Source organism: Burkholderia sp. ABCPW 111 (genome assembly GCF_000773065.1).
GTDB lineage: Bacteria > Pseudomonadota > Gammaproteobacteria > Burkholderiales > Burkholderiaceae > Burkholderia > Burkholderia savannae.
Genome location: NZ_JPWT01000066.1, coordinates 137861 through 163866, shown reverse-complemented (window position 1 = coordinate 163866; position 26006 = coordinate 137861). Strand labels below are relative to the sequence as shown.

General features: G+C 69.8%; 24 protein-coding genes. 8 read left to right on the top strand and 16 right to left on the bottom strand.

The window, feature by feature from the left end; genetic code table 11:
* Position 1 precedes the first annotated feature (1 nt).
* Entirely contained in the window at positions 2-871 is an 870-nt protein-coding gene (locus tag X946_RS14085; protein ID WP_038748530.1) for an NAD-dependent epimerase/dehydratase family protein, read from the top strand.
* Between the two features lie 298 nt (positions 872-1169).
* Here the strand turns inward: X946_RS14085 and X946_RS14075 are convergent, their stop codons facing one another.
* Both X946_RS14075 and X946_RS14070 read right to left on the bottom strand, forming a co-directional pair.
* Positions 1170-2588: a coniferyl aldehyde dehydrogenase gene (locus X946_RS14075; protein ID WP_038748526.1), complete on the bottom strand. Its 1419-nt coding sequence runs from the start codon at positions 2586-2588 to the stop codon at positions 1170-1172.
* A 33-nt stretch (positions 2589-2621) separates the two neighbouring features.
* Positions 2622-4301: an isovaleryl-CoA dehydrogenase gene (locus tag X946_RS14070; protein WP_038748524.1), complete on the bottom strand. Its 1680-nt coding sequence runs from the start codon at positions 4299-4301 to the stop codon at positions 2622-2624.
* 237 nt (positions 4302-4538) lie between these two features.
* Here X946_RS14070 and X946_RS14065 point away from each other — a divergent pair, with 237 nt between their 5' ends.
* Complete coding sequence (locus tag X946_RS14065; protein ID WP_038748522.1) at positions 4539-6182, top strand: GMC family oxidoreductase; 1644 nt, start codon at positions 4539-4541, stop codon at positions 6180-6182.
* A 36-nt stretch (positions 6183-6218) separates the two neighbouring features.
* Here X946_RS14065 and X946_RS14060 read toward each other — a convergent pair whose 3' ends face one another.
* From X946_RS14060 to fliF, 6 genes are read right to left on the bottom strand one after another with little or no spacing between them, the layout of a single operon-like run.
* Positions 6219-7637: a flagellar hook-length control protein FliK gene (locus X946_RS14060; protein WP_038748521.1), complete on the bottom strand. Its 1419-nt coding sequence runs from the start codon at positions 7635-7637 to the stop codon at positions 6219-6221.
* A 39-nt stretch (positions 7638-7676) separates the two neighbouring features.
* A complete protein-coding gene (fliJ, locus tag X946_RS14055; protein ID WP_038748519.1) occupies positions 7677-8141 on the bottom strand; it encodes a flagellar export protein FliJ in 465 nt (154 codons plus the stop codon).
* A 5-nt stretch (positions 8142-8146) separates the two neighbouring features.
* Positions 8147-9718: a flagellar protein export ATPase FliI gene (gene fliI / locus X946_RS14050; protein ID WP_038748516.1), complete on the bottom strand. Its 1572-nt coding sequence runs from the start codon at positions 9716-9718 to the stop codon at positions 8147-8149.
* A complete protein-coding gene (gene fliH / locus X946_RS14045) occupies positions 9712-10395 on the bottom strand; it encodes a flagellar assembly protein FliH (RefSeq protein WP_038748514.1) in 684 nt (227 codons plus the stop codon). The genes fliI and fliH overlap by 7 nt, the downstream gene beginning before the upstream one ends.
* Positions 10388-11383, bottom strand: coding sequence for a flagellar motor switch protein FliG (gene fliG / locus X946_RS14040; RefSeq protein ID WP_038748513.1), 996 nt, complete (start codon positions 11381-11383; stop codon positions 10388-10390). The genes fliH and fliG overlap by 8 nt, the downstream gene beginning before the upstream one ends.
* Entirely contained in the window at positions 11373-13172 is a 1800-nt protein-coding gene (gene fliF, locus X946_RS14035; protein WP_038748511.1) for a flagellar basal-body MS-ring/collar protein FliF, read from the bottom strand. The genes fliG and fliF overlap by 11 nt, the downstream gene beginning before the upstream one ends.
* A 248-nt stretch (positions 13173-13420) precedes the next feature.
* On the opposite strand from fliF, the gene fliE reads away from it, so the two are divergent.
* The 6 genes from fliE (at position 13421) to X946_RS14005 (ending at position 17631) form a co-directional block, all read left to right on the top strand.
* Positions 13421-13765, top strand: coding sequence for a flagellar hook-basal body complex protein FliE (fliE, locus tag X946_RS14030; RefSeq protein ID WP_038748509.1), 345 nt, complete (start codon positions 13421-13423; stop codon positions 13763-13765).
* A gap of 128 nt (positions 13766-13893) precedes the next feature.
* The gene (gene fliS / locus X946_RS14025) at positions 13894-14328 is read left to right on the top strand and encodes a flagellar export chaperone FliS (protein WP_038748507.1); all 435 of its coding nucleotides are present in this window, start codon (positions 13894-13896) and stop codon (positions 14326-14328) included.
* A complete protein-coding gene (locus X946_RS14020; RefSeq protein WP_038748505.1) occupies positions 14325-14651 on the top strand; it encodes a flagellar protein FliT in 327 nt (108 codons plus the stop codon). Before fliS ends, X946_RS14020 begins: the two co-directional genes overlap by 4 nt.
* A 112-nt stretch (positions 14652-14763) precedes the next feature.
* Complete coding sequence (fliK, locus tag X946_RS14015) at positions 14764-16311, top strand: flagellar hook-length control protein FliK (RefSeq protein ID WP_038748504.1); 1548 nt, start codon at positions 14764-14766, stop codon at positions 16309-16311.
* Entirely contained in the window at positions 16308-16637 is a 330-nt protein-coding gene (locus tag X946_RS14010) for an EscU/YscU/HrcU family type III secretion system export apparatus switch protein (RefSeq protein WP_038748502.1), read from the top strand. Before fliK ends, X946_RS14010 begins: the two co-directional genes overlap by 4 nt.
* A 274-nt stretch (positions 16638-16911) precedes the next feature.
* Positions 16912-17631, top strand: a complete 720-nt coding sequence (locus tag X946_RS14005) for a PepSY-associated TM helix domain-containing protein (RefSeq protein WP_038748500.1) — start codon at positions 16912-16914, stop codon at positions 17629-17631.
* Between the two features lie 390 nt (positions 17632-18021).
* Here X946_RS14005 and X946_RS14000 read toward each other — a convergent pair whose 3' ends face one another.
* From X946_RS14000 to X946_RS13965, 8 genes are all read right to left on the bottom strand, one after another.
* Positions 18022-19047: an XdhC family protein gene (locus X946_RS14000; RefSeq protein WP_038748499.1), complete on the bottom strand. Its 1026-nt coding sequence runs from the start codon at positions 19045-19047 to the stop codon at positions 18022-18024.
* A gap of 195 nt (positions 19048-19242) precedes the next feature.
* A complete protein-coding gene (locus X946_RS13995) occupies positions 19243-20643 on the bottom strand; it encodes an amino acid permease (protein ID WP_038748497.1) in 1401 nt (466 codons plus the stop codon).
* Between the two features lie 210 nt (positions 20644-20853).
* A complete protein-coding gene (rqpR, locus tag X946_RS13990) occupies positions 20854-21510 on the bottom strand; it encodes a response regulator transcription factor RqpR (protein ID WP_038748495.1) in 657 nt (218 codons plus the stop codon).
* On the bottom strand, positions 21507-22349 hold the full coding sequence (locus X946_RS13985; protein ID WP_038748494.1) for a sensor histidine kinase: 843 nt from the start codon (positions 22347-22349) through the stop codon (positions 21507-21509). Before X946_RS13985 ends, rqpR begins: the two co-directional genes overlap by 4 nt.
* A 415-nt stretch (positions 22350-22764) precedes the next feature.
* Complete coding sequence (locus X946_RS13980; RefSeq protein ID WP_038748492.1) at positions 22765-23535, bottom strand: ferredoxin--NADP reductase; 771 nt, start codon at positions 23533-23535, stop codon at positions 22765-22767.
* Positions 23536-23748: 213 nt separating this feature from the next.
* Positions 23749-24402, bottom strand: coding sequence for a LysE family translocator (locus tag X946_RS13975; RefSeq protein WP_038748490.1), 654 nt, complete (start codon positions 24400-24402; stop codon positions 23749-23751).
* A 64-nt stretch (positions 24403-24466) separates the two neighbouring features.
* Positions 24467-25279 carry an endonuclease/exonuclease/phosphatase family protein gene (locus X946_RS13970; RefSeq protein ID WP_038748489.1) on the bottom strand — a complete coding sequence of 271 codons (813 nt, stop codon included), beginning with the start codon at positions 25277-25279 and terminating at the stop codon, positions 24467-24469.
* 6 nt (positions 25280-25285) lie between these two features.
* Positions 25286-25858, bottom strand: coding sequence for a hypothetical protein (locus X946_RS13965; RefSeq protein ID WP_038748487.1), 573 nt, complete (start codon positions 25856-25858; stop codon positions 25286-25288).
* Between the last annotated feature and the right edge of the window lie 148 nt (positions 25859-26006).

The following is a 26006-nucleotide window of genomic DNA, read 5'->3' as shown; positions in this document are numbered from 1 at the left end:
CATGACCGACCTCCTGCGTTCGAACACCGGCGCGCCGACGGCGGACGGCGATCCGCTCGACGGCGTTCTCACGCACTGCGGCCGCATCCTGCTGACGGGCGCGGCCGGCGGTCTCGGCCGCGTGCTGCGCGAGCGGCTGCGCCGCTACGCGGACGCCGTGCGCGTGTCCGACATCGCGCCGCTCGGCGACGCGCGGCCGGGCGAGGAAAGCGCGCGCTGCGATCTGTCGGACGCGGCGGCCGTCGACGCGCTCGTGCGCGGCGTCGACGTGATCGTGCATTTCGGCGGCGTGTCGGTCGAGCATCCGTTCGATGCGGTGCTGCCCGCGAACATCGCGGGCACGTACCACGTGTACGAGGCGGCGCGCCGGCACGGCGTGCGCCGCGTCGTGTTCGCGAGCTCGAATCACGTAACGGGCTTCTACGAGCAGGGCGAGCGCATCGACGCGGCCGCGCCCGCGCGCCCCGACGGCTACTACGGCTTGAGCAAGGCGTTCGGCGAGCAGCTCGCGCGGTTCCATCACGATCGCTACGGAATCGAGAGCGTGTGCATCCGGATCGGCTCGTCGTTCCCGGAGCCGAAGGATCGCCGGATGCTCGTCACGTGGCTCGGCTACGACGATCTGGAGCAGCTCGTGGCCCGCGCGATGTTCGTGCCGCGCGTGGGCTGCACGATCGTCTACGGGGTGTCGGCGAATCGCGACGCGTGGTGGGACAACGCGCGCGCCGCGCATCTCGGCTACCGGCCGACGCAATCGAGCGAGCCGTGGCGCGAGCGGATCGAGCGCACGCAGCCGCCGCTTGCCGACGACGATCCGGTGCGCCGCTATCAGGGCGGCGCGTTCGTGACGGCTGGGCCGTTCGGAGACTGACGCGCATGCACGCGCCCGAAATCATCGAACGAATCGGCGACATGCGCTGCGGCGTCGGCGAAAGCTCCATGCGGCGGGACGGCGGAGCAGCGCTTTGCTTGACCGGCACCGCGGGCCGCGCGCTCCGTCGTTGGGATACCGAAGCGAATCGCGCGCACGCGTGCGCGCTGCCGGAGACGGCGGGCTCGATCGCGCTGATCGCGGGCGGCTGAGCAGGTGCGCCAGCCTGCGCGCATCGCAAAAAGAAAAAGGGCCGCGCTCAGCGGCCCTTCGTTCGCCTTGCATCAGCGAGCGCGCATCAGAACCTCAGCATCAGCTTGAGGATCGCCGCGAAGCGCTTGCCATATGGCGGCGCGATCATCGCGCGCGTGTTCAGGCGCGGCTGCGTGAGCACGGGCTTCATCTTCGAGAACGTGACGAAGCCGTCGTAGCCGTGGTACGCACCCATCCCGCTCGCGCCGACGCCGCCGAACGGCAGCGTGCCGCACGCGATGTGCATCAGCGTGTCGTTGACCGTCACGCCGCCCGAGATCGTGTCGCGCATCACGCGCTCGACGCTCGCGTTGTCTTCGTCGAACAGGTACAGCGCGAGCGGCCGCGGCCGCGCGTTCACGTATGCGATCGCGTCGTCGAGCGTGTCGTACGGGACGATTGGCAGCAGCGGCCCGAAGATCTCTTCCTGCATCAGTTGCGACGCGTCAGGCGCCTGCGTGACGAGCACGGGCGGCAACCGGCGCAGCGCGGGATCGGGCGCCGCGTCGGTGAGCGGATGCAGTTGCGCGCCCGCTTCCTGCGCTTCGCTCGCGAGCCGCTGCAGCCGTGCGAAGTGGCGCTCGGAGATGATCGACGTGTAATCCGGATTCGTCGACAGATTCGGATAGAGCTTCGCCATCCGCTCGCGCGCCCGCGCGACGAATGCCGCCTCCTTGCCGCGCGGCACGAGCACGTAGTCGGGCGCGATGCAGGTCTGGCCCGCATTCAGCGTCTTGCCGGTGACGATCGCGTCCACCGCCATATCGAAGCGCGCGCGCGGCCCGACGATCACGGGCGACTTGCCGCCGAGCTCAAGCGTGACGGGCGTGAGGTTCTCGGCGGCCGCGCGCATCACGTGGCGGCCGACGTTCGTCGAGCCGGTGAAGAGCAGGTGGTCGAACGGCAGCCCGCTGAACGCGGCGCCGATTTCCGCATCGCCGTTGACGACCGCCACGTGATCGCGCGCGAAAGTCTTCGCGATCAGCTCTTCGAACAATTGCGACGTGCGCGGCGTCAGTTCGGACATCTTGATGAGCGCGCGATTGCCGGCGGCGAGCGCGCAGATGAGCGGCCCGGCCGCGAGCAGCACCGGGTAGTTCCACGGCACGACGATGCCGACGACGCCGAGCGGCTGCGGCATCACCTTCGCGCGCGCCGGGCGCAACCACTTGTTCATCGTCCGGCTCTTCGGCTTGATCCAGCGCTTGCCGTGCTTGAGCGCCTCGTCGATTTCCTCTTTCGCGAGCCAGATCTCGGACATCAGCACTTCTTCCTTCGCGCGGTGGCCGAAATCGGCGCTGATCGCGGCCGCGAGCGCGTCGCGGTTCTCGAGCAGCATCTTGCGCAACGCGCGCAGGTGGTCGGCGCGCGTCGCCCACGACGGATACGGCGCGCGCAGATACGCGGCGCGCTGGTCGCGCAGCAGCGCGTCGAGCGTGGCTAAACCGGGCAGATCGTTCTTCATGGCGTCTCCTGTGCGATACGGGTGTGGCCGGCTTCAGGCCGGGAACGCCCGCTCGATGAGCGCGGCGTGATCGATGGTGGCCGGCAGCGTGCCGAATACGCGTCCGGTTTCGCTGCTGGCGTGGCCCAAGCGCGTGGCGGCGAACGCCTCGGCGACGGCGGACGGCCCGTCGCGCAGCAGCAGCGAGGCCTGCGCGACGAGTGCGATGCGTTGCGCGATCCGGCGCGCGCACGCTTCGCGTTGCTCGGGTTCGAGGGACAGCGCGCGCGTCAGTTCCGCGAGCGCGTCGGCAAGCGGCGCGCTGCGCTTCGCCGCGTCCCGCCATTCGTCGAAGAGCGCGGCGGCCGCGTCGGGCTCGCGCTCGATCGCGCGCAACACGTCGAGGCACATCACGTTGCCCGAGCCTTCCCAGATCGAATTGACGGGCGCTTCGCGGTAGAAGCGCGCCATCGGCGCGGTCTCGACGTAGCCGTTGCCGCCCCATACTTCCATTGCTTCGCCCGTGAACTCGAGCGTGCGCTTGCAGACCCAGAATTTCGCGGCCGGCGTGACGATGCGGCGCCAGCCGCGCGCGAGCGGCGAGCGCGCGGCCGCGTCTTCTTCGAACGCGTGCGCGAGCCGCATGAAGAGCGCGGTCGCCGCTTCGGATTCGAGCGCGAGATCGGCGAGCACGTTGCGCATCAGCGGCTGATCGGCGAGCGCGCGGCCGAACGCGCTGCGATGCCGCGCGTGATGGATCGCCTGCACGAGCGCCGCGCGCATCAGCGCCGCGCTGCCGATCACGCAATCGAGCCGCGTGTAGTTCGCCATCTCGATGATCGTCGGCACGCCGCGCCCTTCGTCGCCGATCATCACGCCGTACGCGTTCAGGAACTCGACTTCGCTGCTCGCGTTCGAGCGGTTGCCGAGCTTGTCCTTCAGGCGTTGCACCTGCACCGCGTTCTTGCCGCCGTCGGGCGAAAAGCGCGGCACGTAGAAGCACGAGATGCCCGCGTGTTCGGACGTGCGCGCGAGCACGAGATGCGCGTCGCATTGCGGCGCGGAAAAGAACCATTTGTGGCCGACGAGCCGATACGCCCGGCCGCGCCCGCCCGCGTCGAGCGGATACGCTTGCGTCTCGTTGCTGCGCACGTCGGAGCCGCCCTGCTTTTCCGTCATGCCCATGCCGACCATCATCGAGCGCTTGTGCGGCAGCGGCACGTCGCGCGCGTCGTGCTCGCGCGAGTAGAGCTTGTCGCGCAGCGTCGCAAAAAGGGCCGGTTCGCGTTGCAGCACCGGAATGCTCGCGAACGTCATCGTGAGCGGGCAGAGCGAGCCGGATTCGAGCTGCGCATGCAGGAAATAGCCGGCGCAGCGCGCGGCCATCGCGCCCGGCCGCGGCTCGGAGAACGGCAGCGCATGCAGTCCTTCGCCGCGCAGCAGCGCGAGCAGCCGGTGCCAGCTCGGATGAAATTCGAGTGCGTCGATCCGTTCGCCGCGCGGGCTGTGCGTCGACAGTTCAGGCGCGTGCCGGTTCGCGAGATCGGCGAGCGCGAGCGTATCGGGCGTCGTCAGCGCGGCGCCGTCGCGCGCGAGCGCCGTTCGATGCCAGCTCGCGCCGTACCGTTCAACGGCCTCGACGAGCGCGGCATCTGTTTCAAACGCGTTGTAATCGTGAAGCGGCGGCGCCTGGTTCGTCACCCGGTGCGTCGCCGTCAAAAGGTCCTGCTGCATGCCTTTGTCTCCCATTTCGCGGGGCCCGGCTTCTCTGTCGGCCGCGTCCTCCGCGCGAGGCGAATCCGATCATCTTAAATTTAGTTCACGCCGACGTTTAGAGGAATCGCTCTTGAGTCGGGATGTCCCGGCTCGTTTTGCGTTCCTAAAATGCGCGAACATTACAAGCCAGAATCCGGCTGTCTCGAGTGCGATTCCAGCCGCCGTTGCGTGGACGAAAAAACAGGGAGACGTGACATGCAGTACGACTACATCATCGTCGGTGCCGGATCGGGCGGCTCGAGCCTCGCGGGGCGTCTGGCCGATGCGTGCCCGGATGCGACGATCGCGCTGATCGAAGCGGGCGGCCACACCGAACGCAATCTGCTCGTCAACATGCCGGTGGGAATCGCCGCGCTCGTGCCGTTCAAGCTCGGCACGAACTACGGCTACGAAACGGTGCCGCAACCGGGCCTCGGCGGACGCCGCGGCTATCAGCCTCGCGGCCGCGGGCTCGGCGGCTCGAGCGCGATCAACGCGATGATCTACACGCGCGGCCATCCGCTCGACTACGACGAATGGGAGCAGCTCGGCTGCACCGGCTGGGGGTGGCGCGACGTGCTGCCGTATTTTCGCCGCGCGGAGGGCAACGCGCGCGGCGCGAACGAATGGCATGGCGCGGACGGTCCGCTCACGGTGTCCGATCTGCGCTTCCGTAATCCGTTCTCCGAACGATTCATCGCCGCCGCGCACGAGGCCGGCTATCCGCTGAACGAGGACTTCAACGGCGAGAATCAGGAAGGCGTCGGCTTTTATCAGGTCACGCATCGCGACGGCTCGCGCTGCAGCGTCGCGCGTGCGTACGTGTACGGCCGCACGCGGCCGAACCTGCACGTGATCGTCGACGCGACGGTGCTGCGCGTCGCGTTCGACGGCAAGCGCGCGACGGGCGTCGAGATTTCGCGCGGCGGGCGCGGCGAGCTACTCGGCGCGCGAGCGGAAGTGATTCTGTCTGCCGGTGCGTTCAATACGCCGCAATTGCTGATGTGCTCGGGCGTCGGCCCCGCCGCGCAGTTGCGCCGCCACGGCGTTGCGCTCGTGCACGACGCGCCCGACGTCGGCGAAAACCTGATCGACCACATCGATTTCATCGTCAACAAGCGCGTGAATTCGCCGGAGCTCGTCGGCATCTGCCTGCGCGGGTTCGCGAAGATGACGCCCGCGCTGTTCAGCTATCTGGCGAGGCGCGAAGGGATGATGACAAGCAACGTCGCCGAGGCGGGCGGCTTCATCAAGAGCGAGCCCGGGCTCGATCGCCCCGATCTGCAACTGCACTTCTGCACGGCGCTCGTCGACGACCACAACCGCAACATGCACTGGGGCTTCGGCTATTCGCTGCACGTGTGCGCGCTGCGGCCGAAGAGCCGCGGCAACGTCGCGCTCGCGAGCAGCGATGCGCGCGTCGCGCCGCTCATCGATCCGCGCTTCTTCAGCGACGAGCGCGATCTCGATCTGCTCGTGCGCGGCGCGAAGGCGATGCGCACGATCCTGTCGGCCGCGCCGCTCGCGTCGCAGGGCGGGCGCGAGCTGTACACCGATCCGAACGACACCGACGCCAAGCTGCGCGCGGCGATCGTCGCGCACGCGGACACGATCTATCACCCGGTCGGCACGTGCCGGATGGGCACCGACGCGCGCGCGGTCGTCGATCCGCAATTGCGCGTGAACGGGGTGGAGGGATTGCGGGTCGTCGACGCGTCGGTGATGCCGACCCTCATCGGCGGCAACACGAACGCGCCGACCGTGATGATCGGCGAGCGCGCGGCGGATTTCATCGTGGCCGCGCGCAAGGGGCAGGCCGCGCCCGCTCGCGAGCGGATCGCGGCGGCGCACGGCGGCTGATGCGCGCCGCCGCGCGAAAGGCCGCCGGCGCGGCCGTCAGGCGAACGTGTCGACCAGCCCGACGCTGCGTTGCGTCGCGCCGCTGGACGGCGTCGCTGCGAGTTCGCCGAGCGCGGCGTCGGCCGTCGACGCGCCGGGCGCGCGTCGCGTCGCGGCTCCGTCCGACGATTGTCGTTGCGGGGTCTGCTGCTGCGCGGACGCGAAGCCGCCGTCGCTGACGCTCGCGCTGCCGAGCCCGAGTCCGCCCGCTTCCATCGCTTCGCGCAGCTTCGGCAGCGCGGCCTCGATCGCGTCGCGCACTTGCGCGTGCTGCGACACGAAGAGCGCGTGCGCGTGGCTGTCGGCCACGCGCAGCACGACTTGCAGCGGCCCGAGATCGGGCGGATTCAACGTGAGCTCCGCGCTCTGCTGATGCGCGTTCGACAGGAACACGACCTTCTGGCTCAACGCGTCCGTCCAGTCGGGCGTGCCGACGGGCGGCGCGAGCGCCGCGGCGGCGGCCGCGCCGGCGCTCGCGTTCGTGGCGAGCGCGGCCGGCGCGGCCTGTTGCAGCGCGGCCGGCGCGCTCGAAGCCGCGAGCGTCGCGCGCGCGGAATCGGCCGCGTCCTGCAGCGCGGCGAGCGCGCCCGACGCGTCCGGCTGCGCGGCGTTCGTCGCCGCGTTCGCGATTGCCGTCGCCGGGTTCGCGCCCGACACGTCGGCGAACGCCGCTTGCGCGGCGGGGGCCTGCGCGCCGGCGAGCATCTTGTCGAATGTGGCGCCGTTCGCGGCAAGCGGCGCGGACGCGTTGCCCGTGCCCGCCGATTGCGCGCCTTGCGCCGCCGTCGCGCTCGCCTGGCCGGCGCCCGTGAGCTTGCCCAGCGCCGCGTTCAGCGCGTCGCCGATCGATTGCTGCGCGCTAGCGGGCACGGACGAATCGGCGTCGCCCTGCGGGGCGGCGTTCGTCGCGGGCGAGGTCGACGGATGGGCGACGGCGCCCGCTTGCGCGGCCGCCGCGTCGGCGGCCGTCTGCACCGCCTGCGCATCGGGGCGCGCTTGCAGTTGCGCCTGCAGCGACGCGGCCGCGGCGAGCGCGGCGGCGTTGGCCGATGCCGATTGCGTCGCGGTGTCGTCGTCGTCCTGATCGTCAGGTTTTCCCGATCCTTTCGCGTTGCCCGTGCTCGCCGCCGCCTGCGCGCTCGCGCCGGAGGCCGACGCGCTCGCCGCGTTGCTCGCCGAAGCATTCGTCGCGGCGTTCGCCGCGTTGCCGGCGCTCTGCGCGCATGCGCTCGAATTCGCGTTCGCCTGACGCTGCGTCTGCACGCTTTGCTTGAGCGTTTGCGCGAACGGCGCATCGCCGGGCGACGCAGACGGCGCGTTCGACGCGCCGGACGCGTTCGCCGAAGAACCGGACGACGACTTGACCATCGTGCTCGCTGCGCCGAGCAGCAAACCGATCAGGGGAAGAGGAGGCATGTCGGATCTCGTGTTCGGGTTCGATGTGCGGCGCGGCGCTTACTTCGCCGCTTCCTTCGCCGCTTCCGCGCGCATGCGCAGCACCTTCGCCGCGTGCTCGTCGGCGTCGCGCTGCTCGCGTTTCGCGGCGTGTTTCGCTTCCTGCTGCGCGCCGCGTGCCTGCAGGATTTCGTACGAGCCGAGCGTGCGTTTCTTCGCCTGCCACTCGGGGCGCGCCGCTTCGATGCGCGTCTGCGCGGCGGCGACGACGCGCCGCTGCTGGTCGATCGCCGCGTCGAGCGTGTCGAGGAACGCCTGGAAGTTGCGGCAGTTGCCGGCGGGCATGCCCGATTGCGCGGATTCGGCGAAGCGCACGCGGTATTCGTCGCGATAGCGCAGGAGCGCGTCGAGCTGCGTCTGCGCGTCGGTGCGCTCGTGCTGCGCGCGGCCGAGCTGCTTGGTCGCGGCGTCGAGTTCGTCCTGCGCGCGCTCGAGCAGGAGCTGAAGGGGAAAGGTTTGGGCCATGGCGTTCAGCCTCCTTCGGATTCGAACAGCGCATCGAGCGCGGCGAGGCTCGGCGCGTATGGCGCGCATTCGCGAAAGCCCTGCTGCAGGAACGATTCGATGCGCGGGTACAGCGCAACCGCACGGTCGAGCTGCGCGTCGCGTCCCGCCGCGTACGCGCCGACCGCGATCAGGTCGCGGTTGCGCTGGTAGCGCGACAGCATTTGCTTGAACTGGCGCACGCGGTCGAGGTGCGCGTCGTCGATCAGCGCGGTCATCGCGCGGCTGATCGACGCTTCGATGTCGATGGCCGGATAGTGGCCGGCTTCCGCGAGCGAGCGCGACAGCACGATGTGGCCGTCGAGAATCGCGCGTGCGGAATCGGCGATCGGGTCCTGCTGGTCGTCGCCTTCGGTGAGCACCGTGTAGAACGCGGTGATCGAGCCGCCGCCTTGCGGCCCGTTGCCGGTGCGCTCGACGAGCGCGGGCAGCTTGGCGAACACCGACGGCGGATAGCCTTTCGTCGCGGGCGGCTCGCCGATCGCGAGCGCGATCTCGCGCTGCGCCATCGCGTAGCGCGTGAGCGAATCCATCAGCAGCAGCACGTGCTTGCCCTGATCGCGGAAATACTCGGCGAGCGTCGTCGCGTAAGCGGCGCCCTGCATCCGCAACAGCGGCGACACGTCGGCCGGCGCGGCCACGACGACCGAGCGCGCGAGCCCGTCCTCGCCGAGGATCTGCTCGATGAACTCCTTTACTTCGCGGCCCCGCTCGCCGATCAGGCCGATCACGATCACCTCGGCGCTCGTGTAGCGCGCCATCGTGCCGAGCAGTACCGATTTGCCCACGCCCGAGCCGGCGAAGAGGCCCATCCGTTGGCCGCGCCCCACGGTCAGAAGCGCGTTGATCGCGCGCACGCCGACGTCGAGCACGTGATGGATCGGTTCGCGATCGAGCGGATTGACCGACGGCGCGGTGAGCGGCGCGTCGACCTTCGACGCGAGCGGCCCGAGATTGTCGAGCGGGCGGCCCGACGCGTCGACGACGCGCCCGAGCATCTCCCAGCCGACGGGCAGGCGCTTGGCGCCCGCGAGCGGATCGGCGACGGGCGCGGTCTCGAGCGGCCACACGCGCGCGCCGGGCAGCACGCCCGCGACCGCGGTGGTCGGCATCAGGAAGAGGCGCTCGCCCGCGAAGCCGACGACTTCGGCTTCCGCATACGGCAGCGCGCTGCCCGCGGGCAACTCGATCGTGCATTCGGCGCCCACCGACAGCCTCAGTCCGATCGCTTCGAGCACGAGGCCCGCCGCGCGGGTGAGGCGTCCGCACGGGCGCAGCGGCAGCGCGCGCGCGTTGCGCTCGCGGATGCCGTCGAGATGGGCGCGCCAGTGCGCGAGATGCGGATTGGCGAGCGCCGCGCGCGACGTCGCGGGGCCCGCCGCGAGCGGGCGGTGGTGAGGGGGCTGGGCGAGCGCGCCGTCGCCGATGTCGCGCGCGGCCGCGTCGCCGTGCTCGGGGCCGCGCGACGCGAGCGCGAGCTCGCGCTCGAGCGCGTCGAGTTCGTCGCGGCCGAGCGCGCCGGATGCGTTGCTCACCATGCGCTCACCTTGCCGAGCGCGGCCGCGACGCGCTCCCAGCGGGTCGTGAGCGTCGCGTCGATTTCGCCCGTCGATGCGTGCGCGCGGCAGCCGCCGCGCTCGACGGCCGCGTCGGTGCGCACGCTCCAGCCGAGCGCGTCGAGCTCGTCGTCCAGATAGGCTTCGACGACGGGCAGGTCCGCGGGATTCACGATCAGATGCGGTGCGCCCGCGAGCGCGGGCTCCGCGGCGAGCACCTCGCGCGCGGCCGCGATCAGCGCGGCCGGATCGTGCTGCACGTGCTGGCGCACGACCTGCTGCGCGATCTCGAGCGCGAGCGTCGCGATGTCGTCGGCGAGATCGCGCTCGACGCCCGCGAGCGCGTCGCGAAACGACGCGGCGAGCGCGGCGAGCGCGGCGCTCGCCGCGCGCGCTTCGGCCTGGCCTTCGTCGAAGCCCTTCGCGCGCCCCTGTTCGTAGCCGGCCTGATAGCCGAGCGCCTGGCCTTCGACGTGGCCGGCGGCGATCCCTTCCGCGTGCGCGGCGTCGCGCACGCGCTGCAGTTCGGCGGCGAGCGCGGCGGCCGCCGCCGCGCCGCCGTCGTCGGGCGGCGCGGGCGGCGGCGGATCGAACGAAGCCATCTCCCACCGCTGATACGCGGTGACGGGCTTGCTCGACGCGCTCGTGCGATCAGACATATGCGTCTTCCGCCTTGCCGCCGATCACGATCTGGCCGCTCTCGGCGAGGTTGCGCACGACCTGCAGGATCTTGCGCTGCTGCGTCTCGACTTCGGACACGCGCACCGGGCCGCGCGCGTCGAGATCCTCGGCGAGCAGCTCGGCCGCGCGCTGCGACATGTTCGACAGGAACTTCTGCCGCAGCGCGGGCGGCGCGCCCTTCAGCGCGACGATGAGCGCCTCCGATTCGACTTCCTTGAGCAGCAGCTGGATCGCGCGGTCCTCGAGTTCGAGCAGGTTCTCGAACACGAACATCTGGTCGATGATCTTCTGCGCGAGATCGGGATCGTATTGCTTGACGTTCTCGAGCACGGCTTCCTCGTGCACGCTCGTCATGAAGTTCAGGATCTCGGCCGCGGTGCGGATGCCGCCCATCGGCGCGCGCTTCAGGTTGTCGCTGCCGGACAAGAGGCCCGTCAGCACGTCGTCGAGCTCGCGCAGCGCGGTCGGCTGGATGCCGTCGAGCGTCGCGATCCGCAGCAGCACGTCGTTGCGCAGCCGCTCGGTGAAGCACGACGCGATCTCCGACGCCTGGTCGCGATCGAGGTGCACGAGGATCGTCGCGATGATCTGCGGGTGCTCGTTCTTGATGAGCTCGGCCACGGCCGCCGAATCCATCCACTTGAGCCCTTCGATCCCGCTCGTGTCGCTGCCTTGCAGGATGCGGTCGATGAGCACGCCCGCCTTGTCCTCGCCGAGCGCCTTCGTCAGCACCGAGCGGATGTAGTCGTTCGAATCGAGCGACAGCGCGGTGTGCTTCTCCGCTTCGTGCACGAAATCGTTGAGCACGCCCTCGACCTCTTCGCGCGTGACGTTCTTGAGCGAGGCCATCGCGGCGCCGATCTTCTGCACTTCGCGCGGCGCGAGGAATTTGAATACCTGCGCGGCCTCTTCCTCGCCGATCGACATCAGCAGGAGCGCGCTCTTGTTCAAGCCTTCAGCGTTCATCGGACACCCAGTTCTTCACGACGGTTGCGACGATCTTCGGATCTTGCCGCGCGATCGTGCGCGCGTAGTCCAGATTGCGTTCGTAGCGGTTCTTCTCGCTTTCGAAGGCGAGGAGGGCCGGATGCTCATCGTCCTCTTCGGCAAGCTGTTTCTTGTCGGGGCTCGGCAGGCCGTCGAGCGCGATCGCGTCGTCCGGGCCGTTGAGCGCCGCAACCGCGGCCGCCGCCGGCTGCTCGGCGGGCGGCGGGAACGCGCGGCGCAGCGCCGGGCGCACGAACATGAAGTAGAGCGCGGCGGCCGCCGCGGCGACGCCCAGCCACTTCGCGATGTCCTTGCCGAGCTCGATCATGTCGGGCTGGCGCCACCACGGCAGGTTCGCGAACGGGTCGACCGCCGCCGAGAACGTGCTGTTGACGACGTTCACCGAATCGCCGCGCTTCTCGTCGTAGCCCATCGCGTCCTTCACGAGCTGCTGGACCTGCGCGAGCTTGTCCGCGGTGAGCGGCTGCATCGTCACGTGGCCCTTCGCGTCGGTGGCCGGCTGATAGTTGACGACGACCGCGACGGACAGCCGCTTGATCGTGCCCATCGATTGCTCGACGTGACGCACCGTTCGGTCGAGCTCGTAGTTCGTCGTCGAATCCTTGCGATCGCTGACGGGCGTCGCAGCCGGGCCGGCCGGCTGGCCGTTGCTCGCGACGATCGGCGCGGACGCGGGCTGCGGCGGCGTGTTCGACAGCGCGCCCGGCACGCCCGACGCGCCGCTTTGCGCGAGCTCGGTCGCGGAGCTCGTCTGCTGGCTGCGGATCGCGGCCTGCTGCGGCGCGCCGTTCGGTCCGTAGCTCTCCGAGGTCTGCTCGATCTTCGAGAAGTCGACGTCGGCGCTCACCTGCGAGCGCGCGTTGCCGGCGCCGAAGATCGGCGCGAGGATCGCGTCGATGCGCTTTTGCGTGTTGCGCTCGATCTGCTGCACGTACTTGAGCTGGCTCGCGTCGAGGCCCGTGGCCGACGCGGTCTGCGTGAGCAGGTTGCCGTCCTGGTCGACGATCGTCACGTTCTTCGCGGGCATGTCGGGCACGCTCGACGACACCATCCGCGTGACGGCGAGCACCTGCCCTTCGTCGAGCACGCGGCCCGGATACAGATCGACGAGCACCGACGCCGACGGCGCTTCGCGCTCGCGCACGAACACCGACGGCTTCGGAATCGCGAGATGCACGCGCGCGGCGCGCACCGCGTTGATCGATTCGATCGTGCGCTGCAGCTCGCCTTCGAGCGCGCGCTGATAGTTGACCTGCTCGGCGAACTGGCTGATGCCGAATTTCTGGTTGTCCATCAGCTCGAAGCCGACCGAGCCGCCCTTCGGGAGCCCCATCGAGGCGAGCTTCAGACGCGTTTCGTGAACCTGGTTCGCGGGCACGAGGATCGCGCCGCCCGCGTCGGCGAACTTGTAGGGAACGTTTGCCTGCTGGAGCGCGGTGATGATCGCGCCGCCGTCGCGGTCGGACAGGTTGCTGTACAGCACGCGGTAATCGGGCGCGCGGCTCCAGAGCACGAGCGCGACGATCGCGGCGACGGCGAGCGCCGCGCCGATCAGGAACGGCAGGCGCGGATTCGTCTTCATCCGCGAAAGTCTGGGAATGCGCTCGGCGAAGCCGCCCAGGCCGAAATCCGCGCCGCCCGCCGCCGCGCCCGGCAGCGCGCCCGCCGCGGCCGCGGCTTGCGGCGGCGCGCCCGCAAGGCTCGAACGGGCGTCGGGATTGATCAGCGAGTTGGCCTGCGAGTCCATGCGTCGAGTATCTCCACTGCGGGCTGAGTGCCGGCTCGGCAGAGCAGGCGGACATTGACACGATGCGATTATCCGCAGTGCGGTCAAGCGCGATCGGCCGAATAGAGCGGGGTTTCGCCCGTACTTCTGCGTCTTTCGCCTTCGGGCCGCTGCTATGCTTTTTCGCAATCCGGCCCTTGCAACGCTCGCGGGAAGCCGGAGTTCCCCCCCGCCGGGCCCTCGCGGCCCGGCTCTTTTGCGGAGATCCCATGGTTGCCCCCGTCAACGGAATCGCTTCGGCGCTGCAACAAATGCAGGCGATGGCCGCGCAGGCCGCGGGCGGAGCGGCGAGTCCGACGGCGGCGCTCGCCGGCTCCGGCGCGGCGAGCGCCGGCTCGTTCGCGAGTGCGATGAAGGCGTCGCTCGACAAGATCAGCGGCGACCAGCAGAAGGCGCTCGGCCAGGCCCAGGCGTTCGAGCTCGGCGCGCAGAACGTGTCGCTCAACGACGTGATGGTCGACATGCAGAAAGCCAACATCGGCTTCCAGTTCGGGCTCCAGGTCCGCAACAAGTTAGTGAGCGCCTACAACGAGATCATGCAGATGTCCGTCTGACGGATCTCTCCGCGCGTCATTTTTCTAAAGCTTTCGGGCTTCCTTACCGATAACGTCGGTACAAGCCCGCGCCGTGCCGTGCACGGGGCGGTGATACCGGATCGAATGCACCAAAGAGGAGGAGCGCCATGTTCACCCCAGGACACGCTGGAGCCAGTGCCTATGCGCGCGTCGGCGTCGAAACAGGGGTGATGGGCGCATCTGCGCATCGGCTCATCGCGATGCTTTACCAGGGCGCGCGCCAGGCGATCGCGCTTGCGCGGCTGCATTTGCAGCAAGGCAACGTCGCCGCGCGCGGCGAGGCGATCGGCAAGGCCATCCGCATCGTCGAGAGCGGCTTGCAGCAGTCGCTGAACCTCGAAGCCGGCGGCGAGATCGCGTCGCGTCTCGACGCGCTTTACACGTACATCTGCCAGCGTCTGCTGCAGGCGAACGTCGACGCGAGCGAGCCGCTGCTGATCGAGGCCGACGGCCTGCTCGCGACGCTCGAGGACGCGTGGACGGGCATCGGCCCGGAGGTGGCCAGGATGACCGCGCAAGCCGCAACGGAACAGTCGCGATGAACCGGAAGACCGAATACTTTGCCCGCTACGAAGCGATCGCCGACGTGTCCGGGCGGATGCTCGTCGCGGCCCGCAATGCGGCATGGCATGCGATGGGCGGGCTGCAGGAGGAGTATCTGCGGCTTGTCGACGGGCTGAAAGAGGCCGAGCAGGGCGTCATGCTCGACGATGCGGAGCGCACCCGCAAGTTCGAGCTGATCCGCCGCATCCTCGCCGACGACGCCGCGATCCGCGATCTCGCGAGCCCGGAGGTCGCGCGGCTGTCCGCGTTCATCCGCGCGGGCCGCTCGACGCTGAACGACCTGTACCGGGCGCGCGGCTGAACGCGGGCGGGGCACGCCGCCGCGTTCGTGCGCGCCGGCTCGCGCAAGCGGACGGCGCGCGTCCGTTTGCGCGGGTTGCACGAATTTCATCCGGCGCGCGTCAGGACTCACGATGACCGCTATCGACACCGCTGCCGCCGCCATCCTGGCGAGCCGCATCGACAGTCTACTCGACGCGATCCAGCCCTCGGCGGGCGGCGCGGCGGCGGCACAGGTCGGCACGTCCGGCGCGCCGCCGGCGTCAGCGCCGCCGCAGCAGGCGGCGGGCGGGCCGCCGCCTGCGTCCGCGCAGGCCGTGCTGTCCGAGGTCGGACTCACGCTCGACGCGATTTCCCGTTACGGCGGCGATGCGACGCCCGCGGTCGTCGGCGCTGCGCCGCTGCTGCCCGCGCCGCCGATCGCGTCCGCCGCGCAAGCGGCCGCGTTGGTCGATCCGTTGCTTGTTGTCGCGTCCGATGCCGGCAACCCCGGGCCGTCCGCGGCGGCGCCCGGCGCGCAGGCGGCGCAGGCCGCGCAGGCCGCGGCGCAAGCGTCTTCGGGCGCATCGCCCGCCGCCGCGCTGAGCGCGGCGCTCGCGCAGGCCGTCGCGGAAAGCGGCCTCTTCTACGAATCCCATCTCGCCCAATGGCTCGCGGGCCAGCGCACGACGGCCGAGCTCGCGCGCGAGCCGCAGGCGCGGCTCGCGACGGCCGGCCAGCCGGGCGCGCAGGCCGGCCAGGCGGGCAATGCGCTCGACGACGCGCTTGCCGATCTGCTCGCCGCGCGCCTGCCGCTGCCGCAAGGCGGCCGCGACGCGCCCGCGCAATCGGCGGCGCGCAACCCGGGGCAGCCGGCGGGCGACGCGGGCGAAGGCGCGGCGGCGTCGGGCCGCGCGCCGCCGAACGCGGCGGCGCTCGCACGCTCGGTCGACGCGTATGCGGCGCTCGCCGGCGAAGACGGCAAGCCCGCCGCCGCGCAAGCCGCGCAGACGGCCGGCGCGCGGCCCGGCATGCCGCCTCCGGACGCGGAAGCGCCGGCGTCGGTCGCGGCCTCGCTGCACGCGGCGACGCTGCCGATCGTGCGTCAGCAGCTCGATCTGCTCGCGACCGACCAGTTTCGCTGGACCGGCGAAGCGTGGCCGGGCGCGAGGCTCGACTGGACGATCGAGCCGGACGAGCGGCATGGCCGCGAGCGGCCGTCGTCCGAGGCCGAAGCGCCGGATGCGCGCGGCTGGCGCACGCGCTTGACGCTCGCATTGCCGTCGCTCGGCACCGTCGACGCGGAGCTCGTGCTGAACGGCGAGCAGCTCGCCGCGCGGCTGCGCGTGAGCGAGGCGGGCGCGGCGCGGCTCGCGCCGCACGGCGACGCGCTGCGTGCCCGTTTGCAGGCGCTCGGATTGCAGGTGAGCGGCTTGTCGATCCGCGTGATCGACGGGGTGCCCGACGGTTTCGACGCGACGGTCGCGCGGGCGGCCGCGTCCGCGTACGCGCGCACGGCGGCGAGCGGCGAGCCGGGGGCGGCAGGGGCGACGGGACCGACTGGGGAGAGGGGGGCGGCAGGACCGACAGGGGCGGCCGGTATTGCGAGCGGCGCGGCTGCAGGCGCCGGTGCGGCGGGCGTCGAGCCGCGCATGCCGCCGTCGCCGGTCGAGACCGACGACGATTGGGAGCTCGCGCGATGAGCGGGCCGCAGCGCAAGCGCGCCGCGGTGCTCGCGTACGACGCGAAGGGCGGCGATACGGCGCCGCGCGTCGTCGCGAAGGGCTACGGGCTCGTCGCCGAGCGGATCATCGAGCGGGCGCGCGATGCCGGGCTGTACGTGCATACCGCGCCCGAGATGGTGTCGTTGCTGATGCAGGTCGACCTCGACGCGCGGATTCCGCCGCAGTTGTATCAGGCGGTCGCGGAACTGCTCGCGTGGCTGTACGCGCTCGAACGCGGCGCAGGCGACGGTGACGGTGACGGTGACGGCGGGCAGACGGTTTCTCCGCCGTTGCCGAGGCGGTGAAGACGGACGGCCTGAGGGCGTGACCGGTGTCTCGGGCTCGTGGGACGTGCGTCGGTGCTCGATTGTTCGTTGGTGAGCTGACGGATCGGTGAATCGGCGAGTCGGTGAGTCGGCGAATCAGCGAACGCGCAGCACGATCCTGGCTCCGTCAGCGTCCAGCGACATTGAGTTCGCCGATATTTTATGTAATGATATCCATTCTCATTTAATTAAACGGGCGGCGCGCGACTCGGTTGCGCGCCGCCCGATGTTTTGTGCGAATGGAAATCGAAGCGTGAACGCGCCCGAATCGATCGAAAAACTCACCGGCGTCGTGGTGCCGTATCCGGGTTCGCCGCGCAAGCTCGACGAGACCGAGCTCACCGAGCGCCGCCGCCGCTCGCGGCGCGCGACGTTCATCAAGTGGCTTCGCAAGGTGCATGGCTGGGTCGGCTTGTGGGGGGCGGTGCTGGGCCTGCTGTTCGGCGTGACGGGCGTGCTGCTCAATCACCGCGCGCCGCCGCTCAAGATCTCGTCCGGCGAGCCGCAGGTCAGCCAGCTGCAACTCGCGCTGCCGTCGCCCGTGCCCGATACGCCCGCCGCGATGGCCGCTTGGGTTCGGCGCGAACTCGCGTTCGACGGCCGGCTTGGCCGCATCCGCAAAGATCCGGCGCAGCCCGTCGCGTGGGGCGAACGCCGCGTCACGCAGCCCGAGCACTGGCAGTTCGGCCTCTTCGGCCCGCACAGCAACGTGCAGGTCGAATACTGGAAAGGCAACGGCTACGTGTCGGTGAAACGCACCGACAACGCGATCCTCACGACGCTCAATAACCTGCATCGCGGCGTCGGGATGAACCTGTTCTGGGTGCTGCTGATGGATACGATCGCGGGATCGATGGTCCTGCTGTCGCTGACGGGTGTGCTGCTCTGGACCGAGCTCAACAAGCGGCGCACGGTGGGCGGCGTGCTCGTCGTCGGGTCGGTGGCAGCGGCGCTGGCGGCGGGCTTGTCCTGAGTCGAGCGTCTTCGGCCGCCGCCTTCCGGGCGGTGCGCGCCGCGCGTTCGTCGGGCGTTGTCGCGCCGCGCGCCATTACGTCTTTTCGCGCGGCGCGATGCGCAAGGCGGCGCATTGTGCAATCGGGCCGGCTCGACGGCGAGTCGCGCATGCTTTTCACGATCGCGGGCCGGCATCGTCGGTTCGCCCGTCGAGACAAGCGCACGGTTGCGGCCTGATTTGCGGCGCGCATGTGCGCTGGACTTCGAAAAACAGAAAGTCCGCTGGATGACCGGGCTATTCTGCTTTGCTGACCGCCGACCGCCGACCGCGAACGCGAACAGCGAACAGCGAACAGCGAACAGCAAATCACCACACCCCAAACACCGATCGACGTTCGCGGCCGCCGACCTAAATTCCGCACGCCACGTCGCCGTTCGTCGCGACCTCCCGCGCCGCCTTCGCTCCCTCGACCTGCAGGATCGTCGGCAGCGACACGCCATTCTTCGCCGCCGTCACCTCGGCGAGAATCGACACCGCGATTTCCGGCGGCGTCCGGCTTCCAATGTAGATGCCCGCCGGCCCGTGCAGCCGCGCGAGTTCCGCCGCGCTCAGATCGAATTCCCGCAGCCGCTCGCGCCGCGCCTGGCTGTTGCGCCGCGAGCCGAGCGCGCCGACGTAGAACGCCGGCGTCTTCAGCGCCTCCATCAGCGCGAGATCGTCGAGCTTCGGATCGTGCGTCAACGCGATCACCGCCGAGCGGCGGTCGAGTTGCATGTCGAGCACGGTGTCGTCGGGCATCGTCCGCACGACGTGCGTGCCGGGCACGTCCCACGCGTGCGTGTATTCGTCGCGCGGATCGCAGACCGTCACCTGATAATCGAGCCCCACCGCGATCTGGCACAGATAGCGCGACAACTGCCCCGCGCCGATCACGAGCATCCGGTAGCGCGGCCCGTGGATCGTCACGAGGCGCGCGCCGTCGAAGTGGAGCCCGTCGGTCGCGATCGCGGGCGCGAGCGTCGCTTTGCCGCTGGCGAGCTCGAGCGTGCGCGTGACGAGCCGGCCGCGCTCGACCGCGTCGCACAGCGCCGCGACGCCGCTCGCCGGCCCGAGCGGCTCGAGCACGAGCTCGATCGTGCCGCCGCACGGCAGGCCGAAGCGGTGCGCCTCCTCGGCCGTCACGCCGTATTTGACCGCTTCGGGCCGCGTCCAGCTCGCGACGCCCGACGCCTGCACGCGCGCGATCAGATCGTCTTCGATGCAGCCGCCCGACACCGAGCCGGCGACGAGCCCGTCGTCGCGAACCGCGAGCATCGCGCCCTCGGGGCGCGGCGACGAACCCCAGGTCCGCACGACCGTGACGAGCAGCGCGCGGCGCCCCTCGCCGAGCCAGCGCGCGCTCGTTCGCAGCACTTCGAGATCCACGCTTTCCATGATCCGGTCCTTGCAGCTTCCCGGCCGATGGGATTCCGGCCGCTGAATGGCGCGATTATGGCGCGTCCGATGAAAGCGTGCAGGAGCGGCCGCGCGCACAAAAAAAAGCGCTCCCGGCGATCGGGAGCGCTTGGGCTCGGGCGGCGAGGCGAGCCGTGCGATTGGCCCGCCGCGCGCATGGCGCGAAAAAGCGCGTCAGTGCTGCGCGCCGTGCGCGAGCTTCGAGTGACGGCGCGAGTACGCGAAGTACACGACGAGGCCGATCACGAGCCACGCGCCGAACGCGATCCACGTGACGGGCTGCAGGTTCAGCATCAGGAACAGGCACGCGGCGACGGCGAGAATCGGCACGATCGGCACGCCCGGGCAGCGGAACGCGCGCGGCAGATCCGGGTGCGTGCGGCGCAGCACGAGCACCGCGATCGACACCATCGAGAACGCGGCGAGCGTGCCGATGTTGATCAGCTCGGCGAGCACGTTGAGCGGGATCAGCGCCGCGATGAGGCCGAAGAACAGGCCGACGAGCCAGGTCGTCAGGAACGGCGTCGCGAAGCGCGGATGCACGCGCGAGAGCGCGGCGGGCAGCAGGCCGTCGCGCGACATCGCGAAGATGATCCGGGTCTGGCCGTAGCTCATCACGAGAATCACGGTCAGCATGCCGATGACGGCGCCGAGATCAATGAAGCCCGCGACCCACTTCTCGCCCGCGACTTGCAGCGCGTACGAGATCGGGTGCGAGATGTTCGCGTACTGCGCCCACGGCACGATGCCCGTCGCGATCGCCGCGACCGCGACGTACAGGAACGCGCACACGCCGAGCGAAGCGATGATCCCGATCGGCAGATCGCGCTTCGGGTTCTTCACTTCCTCGGCCGCCGACGACACCGCGTCGAAGCCGATGAACGCGAAGAACATCACGGCCGCCGCGCCGAACACGCCGTTCCAGCCGTGCGGCATGAACGGCTTCCAGTTCGCGGGCGTCACGTGGAAGACGCCGACGGCGATCACGAGCAGCACGACGGCGACCTTGATGAACACCATGATGTTGTTCACGCGCGTCGATTCGCGAATGCCGATCGACAGCAGCGTCGTGATGACGATCATCACGAGGAACGCGGGCAGGTTGAAATAGGTGGCGACGCCCGGCAGCGCGCCAGGCGCGGCGGAGAGCGCCGCGGGCAGCGACACGCCGAAGCCTTGCAGCAGCGATTGCAGATAGCCGGACCAGCCGACCGACACCGCGGATGCCGCCAGCCCGTATTCGAGCATCAGGTCCCAGCCGATGATCCACGCGACGACCTCGCCGAGCGTCGCGTACGAATACGTGTAGATCGAGCCGGCGACGGGGATCGTCGATGCGAATTCGGCGTACGACAGCGCGGCGAGGCCGCACGCGATCGCCGCGATCACGAACGCCAGCATCAGCGCGGGGCCGGCCTGCACGGCGCCCGTGCCGGTCAGCACGAAGATGCCGGTGCCGATGATCGCGCCGATGCCGAGAAAGGTGAGGTCGACCGCGCCGAGCGCCTTCTTGAGGCCGGCCGCGTGCGCGCCGGCGATCATGCGGTCGACGTTTTTCTTGCGGAAGAGAGACATTGCGAAGGGTGACCGGAAACGCGAGGCGCGCGCCCGGATAAGTGGAAAACCCGCCATTTTAGCGGATGTCGCGCGCTTGCCCGCGCCGGACGGCGCGCGTTTGCGACGTGAGTCGCAAAAAAAATCGTCCAATGAAAACAATCGTTTGCGGTCGGCGCGGCGTTGCGCCGCAGGGCGTGCGCGCCGCTTCGGACACGCGCGCCCCCGGCGCTACGCGCCGATCGCCGGGTTCATGTCGACGAGGCGGTTGCTCATCACGTAGAACGTCAGCTCCGCGTTGTTCGACAGCTTCATCTTCTCGAGCAGGCGCGTGCGATAGACGCTGACCGTCTTCACCGACAGCGACAGCGCGAGCGCGATGTCGGTGAGCCGCTTGCCCGACGCGATCATGCAGAGCGTCTGGTACTCGCGGTCGGACAGCTTCTCGTGCGGCAGCGGCTCGTTCTCGAACGACACGTATTCGGCGAGCGCCTCGGCCATCGCCGGGCTCACGTACTTGCGGCCCGCGGCGACCTGGCTGATCGCCGACACCATCTGCACGGCGTTGACGGTCTTCGACAGATAGCCGGCCGCGCCCGCCTTCAGCGCACGCACCGCGAACTGATCCTCGCGGTACATCGAGAACATCAGCACCGGCGTGCGCGCCAGCTTGCGCTTCAGGCGCTTGAGCACCTCGATGCCGTTCATGTCGGGCAGCGAGATGTCGAGGAGGATCACGTCGAACGTGCTCTTCTCGGTGATCGCGAGCGCCTCGCTGCCGGATTCGGCCTCCATGACCTCGCGCGCGATGCCGCGGTCGATCAGCAATTGGCGAATGCCTTGGCGGACGATCGCATGATCGTCGACGAGCAGGATCTGCAGGCTCATCTTGCCTCCCGGCGCATCCTGCGCGCGACGGCCGGCGCGTGCGCGGCTGCGACGAGCGCGTCCCACGCGAAGCGCGCGCGCAGCACGGTGCCCGCGCCGCTCGGGCGCGGCGAGACGAGCTCGAGCGTGCCGCCGAGCGCCTCGCAGCGCGCGCGCATGCTGCCGAGCCCATAGCCGCGGCGGCGCGCGGCGGCGATGCCCACGCCGTCGTCCGCGACGACGAGGCTCAGATGCGTGTCGTCGACGTCGATCCGCACGTCGGCGGCCGACGCGTGCGCGTGCTTCGCCACGTTTGCGAGCGCTTCCTGCGCGACGCGGAAGACGGCGAGCGTGCCGTCGGCGCGAAGCTGCGTGACGCGCGCGTCGGCCGCGCAGACGAAGCTCGTGCGCAGGCCGGTGCGCGCGCCGTGCGCGCCGATCCACGCGGCGAGCGCGCCGACGAGCCCCGCTTCGAGCGCGGGCGCGCCGAAGCCGTCGATCAGGCGCCGATTCGCGGCCGTCGCGGCGTCGAGCGCCTGCTGCGCGAGCGCGAGCGCGCGCCGGCACGCGTCGGGCGCGTCGTCCGGCAGCCAGGTTTCGACGTTCGCGAGCGCGAAGCGCGCGGCGGTGAGATCGGCGCCTAGGCCGTCGTGGAGCTCGCCCGCGAGATGGCGGCGCGCGGATTCGTCCGCGGCGACGAGTTCGGCGGACAGTTGCGCGACGCGCGCGCCGAGCCGCTCGGCGGCGGGCGCACGCGCGGCGGGGCGGGAAACGAAAGGAATGCCGACCTCGGGTGCGAGGTCGCTCGCCGACGCAGCGGCGGCGCTTGCAATCGACGGCGCAATAGACGGCGTATCCATGACTCTCCCTTTCTGTTCAGAAAGCTATTCAGATACCTACTGAAACGATTGCGAACCGCCGCAGCCGGTACGACCTGTCGGCGGCTAAGTCAGCAATGCGCCGTGGAAACACTATTTACATCTTGTAACAATTAGTCTGGCACTGTAACAGCACGTGGGACCGTTTTCACACGCCGCGCATGATATCGCAGAATTATAGGAAAAGTCATACGGGGCGGACGTTTAAAGGCGATCGTTACGCCTCGGGATGTTCCCGATGTAGGACAAACACCGACAGACAATTTCGGCAAAATAACGCGAAGTTGTAACGATGTTGAGATACAAATATGACATTTTGTAACTCTGTTGCAGAGATTCGGCATAAAAAAACCGGAGCGTGAGGCTCCGGTTTTTTTGATCTGGATTAAACGCGGGATCAGTCGACGAACGCGCGCTCGATCACGTAGTGGCCGGGGGCGCTGTTTTTGCCCTCGACGAGGCCCGCCTTCTTCAGCAGCTCGGTCGTGTCCTTCAGCATCGCGGTGCTGCCGCACAGCATCACGCGGTCGTGCTCGGGCGAGAACGGCGGGGTGTCCAGATCCGTGAACAGCTTGCCGGACGAGATCAGATCGGTGATCCGGCCTTCGTTCTCGAATTCCTCGCGGGTGACGGTCGGGTAGTACACGAGCTTCTCGCGGATCACTTCGCCGAGGTACTCGTGGCCCGGCAGGTCGTTCTTGATGAAATCCATGTACGCGAGCTCGCCCTTCAGGCGGCACGTGTGCGTGAGGATCACCTTGTCGAAGCGGTCGTAGATGTCCGGATCGCGAATGATCGACATGAACGGCGCGAGGCCCGTGCCCGTCGACAGCATCCACAGCGTCTTGCCGGGCAGCAGGTTGTCGGCGACGAGCGTGCCCGTCGGCTTCTTGCCGATGAGGATCGAATCGCCGACCTTCAGGTGCTGCAGCCGCGACGTCAGCGGGCCGTTCTGCACCTTGATGCTGAAGAATTCGAGATGTTCTTCATAGTTCGGGCTCACGATGCTGTATGCGCGCGTGAGCGGCTTGCCGTCGACTTCCAGGCCGACCATCGTGAATTCGCCGTTGTTGAAGCGCAGGCCTTGGTCGCGGGTGCAGGTGAAGCTGAACAGCGTGTCGGTCCAGTGGTGGACGGACAGGACGGTAGCGGTGTCGAATTTGCTCATGGATTCGGAAACGGACGCGTATAACGGGCCCCAAAACGGGCAAAAAACCGAGGGCGTCGGCCCGATCGCGGATCGGCCGGCCGGCGCGTCGGACACGCGCCTTCTCGATGAGAGACGATTGAGGAACTTGTTATTTTACCCTGCTTGCGGCACGCGCGGGCTTGCCCCCCGCGAGCGCGCGGATTTGGCGCAACGCATTCTTTCCGGCGACGCTCATCGGTCGGCCGCGAGCTTCGCGCCGAGACCGACGAGCGCCGCCCCGCACAGCGCGTCGAGCGGGCGCCGCACGCGCCGGTAGCCGCGCTGCGCGCGCGGGTTCGCGAACAGGTACGCGACGCCGCAATACCAGCCGCCCGACATCGCGCCGATCGCCAGCAATGTCGCGCCGTCGAACCACAGCGGGACGTGCGAGGGCAGCATCGCCGCGAACACGCTGGTCCAGAACGCGCACGATTTCGGGTTCGTCAGGCACGTGAAGAGGCCCGTGCGGTACGCGTGCAGGTAGTCGCGCATCGCGGGCGGCGGCAGGGCGGCGCAGGCGTCGCCGGCGCTGTCGGATGCGGGCGCCGGCTCGCGCCGCGCGCTCGCGCGCAGCAGCTTGATGCCGAAATACACGAGATAGGCCGCGCCGCCGATCCGGATCGCCTCGTACAGCCATTCGACCTGGTGCAGCACGGCCACGAGCCCGAGCATCGCGAGCGTCGCCCACGTGAGCGACGCGGTGCCGACGCCGAGCGCCGACACCGCGCCGAGGCTGCGGCGGCCCGACAGCGACAGCTGCGAGATCATGAAGATGTTCGGGCCCGGCGTGACGAGCGCGACGAGGTAGACGGCACAGATTTGCAACAGGATCGGCAGCAGGTTCATGGCGGCGCGGGTTCGAAAACGGGGCAAGCCGTTAATGTAGCAGCGCGCCGCCGCGCCGCCGCGCTCACGGCGAATCCAGCCGCAGCCGCGCGATGTACGGCAGATGATCGGACAGCCAGGCGGTTTCCTCGCCGGGCGCGCGCCATTCGATCGGCGTCATGCCGCGCACGAACATCTTGTCGAGCGCGAGCGCGGGCGAGAACGCCGGAAACGTGCGGCCCGATTCGCCGAGCAGCGTCGCGACTTCGGACAGGCCGATGTCGCCGAATAGCGAGATCGAGTCGTTGCGCCAATCGTTGAAGTCGCCGGCGAGCACGAGCGGCCCCGCGCCCGCGTGGCGCTCGATCCAGTGCGCGATCCAGTGCATTTGCCGCAGCCGCGCGGCGCGCGTGAGCGCGAGGTGCGCGCACAGCAGCGTGACGGGCGCGCCGCCCGCGAGCGTCGCGCGCGCAACGAGCAGGCCGCGGCGCTCGAAGCGGTGCGCCGAGATGTCCCAGCGGCCGCCGAGATCGAGCGGGTGCGGCGACAGGATCGCGTTGCCGTGCCGCCAAGAGGGCTTGAACACGTTCGGCCCGAGCGCGATTTGCCAGTCGAGCGCGCGCGCGATCTCGGTCGCCTGGCAGTGCCAGACGTCGTCGACGGGCTCGGCCATCGGCGTGCCGAAGCCGGACGCGAGCACCGGTCGCGGCATGCGCCGCGCCATCGCTTCCTGCAGGAAATAGACGTCCGCGTGCGTCGCTTCCACCCAGCTGCGCATCGCGTCCCACGCGGTGAAGCCGAGCGGCGAGCGGCCCTTGTGCAGATTCCAGCTCACCGCCGTGATCTCGTTCTCGGCCGGCAGCGGCTCGGCGAGCGGCAGGGTGTCGGGCACGTGCATGATCGATCAGTCCCCGACGACGCGCGCTCGCACGCGATAGACGAGTTGCGGGTTGCGTTCGGCGAGGGTCCAGTCTGTCCACTGGGCGGCGCGCGCATCGAGGGCCGGATGGCTCGCGACAATTCGACGCGGCGGCGGGCGCGTGCACGGCGCGCCGGCGGACGGCGCGGCGCCGTCGTCGGCGAGCGTTTCCTGCGCGTCGATCGCGAGCGCGACCGCGTTGCCCTCGACGTACAGCGGCGCGACCGTGATCGTGCGCGACAGGCCGGAGGCGGGGGCGCCCGCGGCCGACGCGGCCGCCGGTGCGGCGCCGCACCCGGCGGCGGGCGCGACGGGAATGCCGTGCGTGTCCGAGCGGGCCTGGCCGACGGTGGTCTTCTGCTCGAACGTGTCGATCGTCTGGCCGTCGCGTACCACCTGGATCTCCCAATCGATCACGGGCTGCGGGCCGCTCTGTGCATGCGCGCCGAACGCGGCGGCGCCGAGCGCGCCGGCAACGCCGGCTTCGAGTACGAATTTTCCGGCGCGGGCGAGCCGGGAGGCAGGGCAGGCGGGCATCTTACGCTTAAACGAAATCATCGAACTTCCGACCGCGCGGGTTTTTGCTCGGTTCATCTTTCGCACGCGGCGCCGTTATCGGGGACATCGACGACATGTGCGCGGCGTGCGGATTTTCAAGCATCGGGCGGCGCGGCAAACGGGCGCGCCGCGCGGGCTCAGGCGCGGG

Excerpts from the sequence above, each read along its gene's own strand:
- X946_RS14085 (WP_038748530.1), top strand. The coding sequence starts at position 2 with ATGACCGACCTCCTGCGTTCGAACACCGGCGCGCCGACGGCGGACGGC.
- X946_RS14010 (WP_038748502.1), top strand. The coding sequence starts at position 16,308 with ATGAGCGGGCCGCAGCGCAAGCGCGCCGCGGTGCTCGCGTACGACGCG.
- X946_RS14060 (WP_038748521.1), bottom strand. The coding sequence starts at position 7,637 with ATGCCTCCTCTTCCCCTGATCGGTTTGCTGCTCGGCGCAGCGAGCACG.
- X946_RS13975 (WP_038748490.1), bottom strand. The coding sequence starts at position 24,402 with ATGAACCTGCTGCCGATCCTGTTGCAAATCTGTGCCGTCTACCTCGTC.
- X946_RS13995 (WP_038748497.1), bottom strand. The coding sequence starts at position 20,643 with ATGTCTCTCTTCCGCAAGAAAAACGTCGACCGCATGATCGCCGGCGCG.
- fliK (WP_038748504.1), top strand. The coding sequence starts at position 14,764 with ATGACCGCTATCGACACCGCTGCCGCCGCCATCCTGGCGAGCCGCATC.
- fliG (WP_038748513.1), bottom strand. The coding sequence starts at position 11,383 with ATGAACGCTGAAGGCTTGAACAAGAGCGCGCTCCTGCTGATGTCGATC.
- X946_RS13985 (WP_038748494.1), bottom strand. The coding sequence starts at position 22,349 with ATGGATACGCCGTCTATTGCGCCGTCGATTGCAAGCGCCGCCGCTGCG.
- X946_RS13980 (WP_038748492.1), bottom strand. The coding sequence starts at position 23,535 with ATGAGCAAATTCGACACCGCTACCGTCCTGTCCGTCCACCACTGGACC.
- X946_RS14070 (WP_038748524.1), bottom strand. The coding sequence starts at position 4,301 with ATGCAGCAGGACCTTTTGACGGCGACGCACCGGGTGACGAACCAGGCG.
- fliE (WP_038748509.1), top strand. The coding sequence starts at position 13,421 with ATGGTTGCCCCCGTCAACGGAATCGCTTCGGCGCTGCAACAAATGCAG.
- fliI (WP_038748516.1), bottom strand. The coding sequence starts at position 9,718 with ATGGTGAGCAACGCATCCGGCGCGCTCGGCCGCGACGAACTCGACGCG.
- X946_RS14000 (WP_038748499.1), bottom strand. The coding sequence starts at position 19,047 with ATGGAAAGCGTGGATCTCGAAGTGCTGCGAACGAGCGCGCGCTGGCTC.
- fliH (WP_038748514.1), bottom strand. The coding sequence starts at position 10,395 with ATGTCTGATCGCACGAGCGCGTCGAGCAAGCCCGTCACCGCGTATCAG.
- X946_RS14020 (WP_038748505.1), top strand. The coding sequence starts at position 14,325 with ATGAACCGGAAGACCGAATACTTTGCCCGCTACGAAGCGATCGCCGAC.
- X946_RS13970 (WP_038748489.1), bottom strand. The coding sequence starts at position 25,279 with ATGCACGTGCCCGACACCCTGCCGCTCGCCGAGCCGCTGCCGGCCGAG.
- fliS (WP_038748507.1), top strand. The coding sequence starts at position 13,894 with ATGTTCACCCCAGGACACGCTGGAGCCAGTGCCTATGCGCGCGTCGGC.
- rqpR (WP_038748495.1), bottom strand. The coding sequence starts at position 21,510 with ATGAGCCTGCAGATCCTGCTCGTCGACGATCATGCGATCGTCCGCCAA.
- X946_RS14075 (WP_038748526.1), bottom strand. The coding sequence starts at position 2,588 with ATGAAGAACGATCTGCCCGGTTTAGCCACGCTCGACGCGCTGCTGCGC.
- X946_RS13965 (WP_038748487.1), bottom strand. The coding sequence starts at position 25,858 with ATGATTTCGTTTAAGCGTAAGATGCCCGCCTGCCCTGCCTCCCGGCTC.
- fliJ (WP_038748519.1), bottom strand. The coding sequence starts at position 8,141 with ATGGCCCAAACCTTTCCCCTTCAGCTCCTGCTCGAGCGCGCGCAGGAC.
- fliF (WP_038748511.1), bottom strand. The coding sequence starts at position 13,172 with ATGGACTCGCAGGCCAACTCGCTGATCAATCCCGACGCCCGTTCGAGC.
- X946_RS14065 (WP_038748522.1), top strand. The coding sequence starts at position 4,539 with ATGCAGTACGACTACATCATCGTCGGTGCCGGATCGGGCGGCTCGAGC.